The following is a 5027-nucleotide window of genomic DNA, read 5'->3' on the forward strand; positions in this document are numbered from 1 at the left end:
TCTCTCACACGATCATGGGACTTAGACACTCACATGATCAACCAGAGACCGTGCCTGCCCTCATCCAGGCAACCGACTTTGCCGGGGCCCTGCGCCTAGGTACAGGAAGGGGGCCTTCATGTACTTCTGGTCACTGCCACCACACCTTCGCGAGGCCGTGCTTCAAGCCAGGGACTATCCTGCGTGGCGTGGAGATCCTGTTTACGACACTGCTGGTGCTCGCCGGAGTCGCGATCACGTGGTTCGCCGTGTACGTCGTCTACCGGCTTTACGCCGACGAGCGCTGACCCCATGACGGCTAGTGGCGACGAGGCCATCCAGGCCGCGGAGAAGCGCGCGGAAGACACGGGTGTGCGCAACCTCCCGCAGTTCGACGACCTGCCTGTACCGGGCGACACGGCGAACCTGCGCGAAGGCCCGAACCTCAATGACGCCTGCCTGGCGCTGCTGCCGCTCGTCGGCGTGTGGCGCGGCGAAGGCGAGGTCGACTACCCGACCATCGAGGGCCCGTACCGGTTTGGCATGCAGCTGACCATCGCGCACGACGGCCGTCCCTTCCTCACGCACGAGGCCCGTGCCTGGCTGCTCGACGAAGACGGCAACGTCATCCGGCCCGCGGCCCGCGAATCCGGCTTCTGGCGCCCGCAGGCCGACGACACGATCGAACTGCTGCTGACCCACAACACCGGCATCGTGGAACTCTTCTACGGCAAGCCTCGTGGCAAGGCTTCGGTCCCGGCGTGGGAGCTGGGCACCGACGCGGTCGTCCGCTCCTCCTCGGCCAAGGACGTCACGGCCTCGCAGCGGCTCTACGGCATCGTCAACAACGGCGAACTCGGCTACGTCGAGGAACGCGCCATGATGGGCCAGGAACTGCAGCCGCACACGTCGGCGCTGCTGCGTCGCGTGGTGGGCTGACCGTTCCCCGTGCGGTGGCGTGCCTACGGCGAGCACGCCGCCCTGCTCGACTGTGCTTCCCTGACCCAGACGATCTCGGCGCACGCCACGGTTTCCTCCGCGCGACCGGCTGGGATCAGCGAACTCGTTCCCGGCGCCCGCAGCCTGCTCGTGGTGGAAATCCCGGGCTCTGGCGCACTCGCGGCCGTCCGCGAACTGCTCTCCGGCGCCGATCTCGAACACCCGCCCGACGGCGAACCCCGCGAGATCACCCTGGACGTCACGTACGACGGTGAAGACCTCGAACTCGTCGCGAGGGACGCTGGAGTGTCCCTCGATGACGTTGTCCGGCTGCACACCGAAGCCGTCTACACCGTGGCCTTCACCGGTTTCGCACCCGGTTTCGGTTACCTGACAGGGCTTCCCGAGCCGCTACGGCAGCCACGCCTCGTGACACCCCGGACTCGCGTCCCGCCCGGCTCGGTCGGGCTCGCCGGCGAGTTCACCGGCGTCTACCCGCGTGTCTCACCCGGCGGCTGGCGGCTGATCGGCCACACCCGGACCGTCCTGTTCGACCCACGCGCCGACCCTCCCGCAGTGTTGGCGCCCGGCGACCGGGTGCGGTTCTGGAGTGCCGGATGAGGGAACTCGAAGTGGTCGAGACCGGTCCGCTCGCGCTGGTCCAGGACCTCGGCAGGCCTGGATACGCGCATCTCGGTGTCCCGCCGTCGGGCGCACTCGACGTCCCGGCGCTGAAACTGGCCAACCGGCTCGTCGGCAACGAAGAAGCCGCTGCGGGGATCGAGTGCCTGTTCGGCGGCCTGCGGCTGCGTGCGAAGGCGTCGTGCACCGTCGCCGTGACCGGCCCTGCCGTCGCCGTCGAAGTCGACGGGCGCGCTGTCGGCTCGCACGCGCCGGTGTGGCTGGCTCCGGGTCAGCTGGTGGCGATCGGCGCGCCGTCCAGGGGTTTGCGGTGCTACCTGGCGGTTTCCGGCGGGATCGCGGTCGGCGCCGAACTCGGCAGCCGGTCGCGGGACGTCCTCTCGGAGATCGGGCCCGCACCCCTGCGCGCGGGCGACGTCCTCCCGCTCGGCACGCCGTCCGGCCTGGCTCGAGGTGCCGACGTCGTGGTGCCTGCCGTGGCCGCGACGGAGTTGGTCGTGCCCGTCGAGCCGGGCCCGCGAGCGCACTGGTTCACGGCGCTGGAAGCCGGGCTCGCGAAGACCTGGACGGTGACGGCGGAGTCCAACCGTGTCGGCCTCCGGCTCGACGGAACGCCTTTGACGCGTGAAGGCGAGTACGCCGGGAAGGAACTCCCGAGCGAAGGCCTGCTGACCGGTGCCGTGCAGGTCCCGCCGAACGGGAAGCCGGTCGTGTTCTTGGCGGATCATCCAACTACCGGTGGTTATCCGGTGGCGGCCGTGGTGAGACAGGCGTCACTCCCGGCCCTCGCACAGGCCCGTCCCGGAACCCTTCTCCGCTTCCACTCGTCCACGAGGGTGTGGAACAGGTAAAGGTCGACGGTGGCACAGGTGTCATCGACACGAACAGTGCTAATGGGTTCTCGGCGGGCAAGAACGCTTCGAACCAGCTCCCGGCCCGACTCGAACTCCCGCAGTCGTTGCGGATCGCGCTGGCCACCGGGCAGATGAGACGTCCGCTCGGCGACACGCTCCGCCCGCTTCTCGATCTCTTCACCGACGGCGAATACCAGGTCACCGGCCCGGAAAGACTGGCGGAAGACCGCTTCCTGACCCCGCGCGCCGACTGGCCGCCCGCGGACGTCTCCCGGGTCGGCTACTACCGGACCGCGATCAAGAGCGGGCACCGGCCGGTGGCCGTGGTACTGGAAACCGGTGAAGCGACGGTGATCCTCGACGGGCACCACAAGATCGCGGCCTACCGCGAGGAAGCGATCCTGCCGCACCTGCTGATCATCAGCGCGCTCCCCTGATGGGCGAGCCACGGTTCCGCGATCCCCAGACCCGGATCGAGGAGCTGGCCGAGTGGCCTGGCGGTCTCCCGCATCGAACGCTTCGCCGTGGCGACGCTCAGCTGATCGCGTACTCGCGCTCGTAGGCGGCGACCAGCTCGGCGTGGATCGCACTGGAATCGGCCAGCGCGACGCCGTCGAGTGTGTGGACCCGGGTCAGCTTCCGGACCGAAGAGGCCAGGAACAGTCCCTCGCCCGTGCCGAGGTCGGCCACCTGGAGCGGCTCGACCTTGATCGACCACCCCGCGCGCTCGGCGCCGCGGAACAGCGCCGCCTGCGTCGTCCCCGGCAGGATGCCGATGGTGGCCGGCGGCGTGTAGAGCGTCTTGTCCTTCGCGAGGACCACCGTCGAGGTCGGTCCTTCGAAGACCGAACCGTTGGCGGCGGTGAAAATCACATCACTCGCTCCGCGGCGGGCGGCCTCGCGCAACGCGGCCATGTTGACCCCGTACGAGATGGACTTCGCGCCCAGCAGCAGCCACGGCGCGCGCTCGGCGACTTCCGGCTCGATCCCGCGTTCGAGGGTGACCGCCGCGACGCCTTCGACACGGGCGCGGAGCACCTTCTCGTCGATCTCCACCCCGAGTGCGAACCCGAACGGCTTCGCCTCCGGATCACCGTCGATTCCCCTGGTGTAAACCAGTTTCAGGGCGATCTCGGCGGTGCCCGACCAGTTGTCGATCACAGTCTGCGCGGCGCGTTCCCATGCCGCGAGGTCCGGCTCGGGAAGGTCGAGCATGGCGGCGGACCGGGCCAGCCTGTCGAGGTGCGGGCGAAGCTCCCGAGGTCGGCCGTCGACGACGAGGATCGTCTCGAACACGCCGTCGCCGCGAAGCAGTCCAAGATCGTCCACCCGCAGGTGAGCGGCTTCGGGGTCGGCCAGGGTCCCGTCGAGGAAGGCAAGCACGCGCATACGGACACGGTACTCACTAGCATGGGTTTTATGCCCTACCGCTCCCCCTTGCTCGACCTTCCCGGACCGATCGCGGCACCAGACGGGCATCCTGAAGAGGGTGTCCCGTGGCATTGGGGTGACCCGTTCGCCGAGCAGCGGACGGCGACACGCGGCGCGGTCGTGATCGACCGTTCGCATCGCGAGATCCTGGCCGTGACCGGGGAAGAACGGTTGTCCTGGCTGCATTTGGTGATCTCGCAGCATGTCACCGGGCTCGCCGAAGGCACCGGCACCGAGGCGCTCGTCCTGGACAGCCATGGCCGCGTTGACACCCATATGGTCGTCGCGCACGCCGACGGCACGGTGTGGCTGGACAGCGACCGAGGCGCGGAGGCCACCAGCGCGCTGCCGTCCGGCGGCAAGCAGACCCTGCGCGATTACCTCGAAGCGATGAAATTCTGGTCCAAAGTGGACATCCGCGAGGTGTCCGGCGAACTGGCGCTGCTGACCGTCCTCGGCCCCGACGCGGACCGCGTGCTGGCCGCCGTCGGTGTCTCGCTGAGCCCGGACGCGTACTCCGTCGTGCCGATTCCCGGCGGCGGTTTCGCGCGGCGGATGCCGTGGCCCGGGCGGAACAGCGCCGACCTCGCCGTGCCCCGCGCCGAACTCGCCGACTGGTGGCGCCGCCTCACCGACGCCGGTGCGCGGCCGGCTGGCAGCTGGGCGTTCGACGCGCTGCGGGTCGAGTCACTGCGGCCGCGGCTGGGCATCGACACCGACGAGCGCACGATCCCGCACGAGGTGAACTGGGTCGACTCCGCCGCGCACGTGGCGAAGGGCTGCTACCGCGGGCAGGAAACCGTCTCGAAGGTCCACAACGTCGGGCGGCCGCCGCGGTACATGGCGCTGCTGCACCTGGACGGTTCGCCGGAGATCACGCCGGAGACCGGCGACCCGGTGGTGCTTGGCGAGCGGACGGTCGGGCGCGTTGGCAGCGTCGTGCAGCACCACGAGCTGGGACCGATCGCGCTGGCGCTGGTCAAACGCTCCACACTCCCCGGTGCCGAACTGCTGGTGGGCGCCGAAGACCGCGTCGTGCAGGCGGCGATCGATCCGGACTCCGTGCCCGGCGAGGCCCCCGCTCCCGGCCGGGAAGCCGCTCAGCGGTTGCGGGGCTGACTTCCTCGGTCCCGCGTAGGGGCTGGGGTTGTCGTGAGTGATTTGGGTCGTTCTAACGACCCA

6 protein-coding genes are annotated in these 5027 nt (G+C 69.5%); 5 read left to right on the forward strand and 1 reads right to left on the reverse strand.

The genetic code is table 11. The annotated features are described in order from the left end of the window. Positions 1-291 precede the first annotated feature (291 nt). From AB0M65_RS40135 to AB0M65_RS40150, 4 genes are read left to right on the forward strand one after another with little or no spacing between them, the layout of a single operon-like run. Entirely contained in the window at positions 292-918 is a 627-nt protein-coding gene (locus AB0M65_RS40135; RefSeq protein ID WP_364040669.1) for an FABP family protein, read from the forward strand. A gap of 9 nt (positions 919-927) precedes the next feature. Further along, entirely contained in the window at positions 928-1539 is a 612-nt protein-coding gene (pxpB, locus tag AB0M65_RS40140) for a 5-oxoprolinase subunit PxpB (RefSeq protein WP_364040672.1), read from the forward strand. Then, positions 1536-2411, forward strand: coding sequence for a biotin-dependent carboxyltransferase family protein (locus tag AB0M65_RS40145; protein WP_364040675.1), 876 nt, complete (start codon positions 1536-1538; stop codon positions 2409-2411). The genes pxpB and AB0M65_RS40145 overlap by 4 nt, the downstream gene beginning before the upstream one ends. Then, positions 2399-2851 (forward strand): hypothetical protein, encoded by a 453-nt coding sequence (locus AB0M65_RS40150; protein WP_364040678.1) that lies wholly within the window; start codon positions 2399-2401, stop codon positions 2849-2851. Before AB0M65_RS40145 ends, AB0M65_RS40150 begins: the two co-directional genes overlap by 13 nt. A gap of 97 nt (positions 2852-2948) precedes the next feature. Here AB0M65_RS40150 and AB0M65_RS40155 read toward each other — a convergent pair whose 3' ends face one another. Then, positions 2949-3803, reverse strand: coding sequence for an aminodeoxychorismate lyase (locus tag AB0M65_RS40155; protein WP_364040681.1), 855 nt, complete (start codon positions 3801-3803; stop codon positions 2949-2951). A gap of 30 nt (positions 3804-3833) precedes the next feature. Here AB0M65_RS40155 and AB0M65_RS40160 point away from each other — a divergent pair, with 30 nt between their 5' ends. Continuing rightward, positions 3834-4964, forward strand: coding sequence for a folate-binding protein (locus tag AB0M65_RS40160; RefSeq protein ID WP_364040684.1), 1131 nt, complete (start codon positions 3834-3836; stop codon positions 4962-4964). Positions 4965-5027: the final 63 nt, after the last annotated feature.

It is taken from the genome of Amycolatopsis sp. NPDC051071 (assembly GCF_040682875.1).
In the GTDB taxonomy this organism is placed as follows: domain Bacteria; phylum Actinomycetota; class Actinomycetes; order Mycobacteriales; family Pseudonocardiaceae; genus Amycolatopsis.

Coding starts and splice junctions, on each gene's coding strand:
- AB0M65_RS40135 (WP_364040669.1), top strand. CDS start 292: ATGACGGCTAGTGGCGACGAGGCCATCCAGGCCGCGGAGAAGCGCGCG.
- AB0M65_RS40145 (WP_364040675.1), top strand. CDS start 1,536: ATGAGGGAACTCGAAGTGGTCGAGACCGGTCCGCTCGCGCTGGTCCAG.
- AB0M65_RS40155 (WP_364040681.1), bottom strand. CDS start 3,803: ATGCGCGTGCTTGCCTTCCTCGACGGGACCCTGGCCGACCCCGAAGCC.
- AB0M65_RS40160 (WP_364040684.1), top strand. CDS start 3,834: ATGCCCTACCGCTCCCCCTTGCTCGACCTTCCCGGACCGATCGCGGCA.